Raw genomic sequence first — 349 nt, 5'->3', positions numbered from 1 at the left:
GCATCTGGATGTCGCAGCACCTCAACATCGAGATCGGCCTCGGGCTGCACTCGGAGCGCTGGGTCGGCGCGGACCACTGGGAAAAGGCCGCGCGGCCGGGCATGGACCTCGCCACGATCATCGAGACCTCCGAAGTCTGTGTCGTCGGTCTCGACGGGGGCGGCCTCGACGACCTTCTCGGAATCAGCGTCCTCGGCCGGCATGCCGAGACGAAGGCCTGGCAGCACTGGGGCAAGGCGTGGGCCGATCGCGGCGTGCTCGAGCTGCGCAAGTCGATCGCGCCCGAGCTCGAGGACCTGGCCGAGGCCGACGAGCTCGTTTTCGTCGACAACCTCGAGGCCGAGGCGAT

1 pseudogene is annotated in these 349 nt (G+C 68.5%); it reads left to right on the top strand.

Annotated elements, in window-relative coordinates:
• Window positions 1–349, top strand: a pseudogene (locus RISW2_RS25340) (terminase large subunit); the annotation flags it as partial.

Source organism: Roseivivax isoporae LMG 25204 (assembly GCF_000521865.1).
Classification (GTDB): domain Bacteria; phylum Pseudomonadota; class Alphaproteobacteria; order Rhodobacterales; family Rhodobacteraceae; genus Roseivivax; species Roseivivax isoporae.
This window is presented reverse-complemented; position numbering and strand designations above follow the sequence as displayed.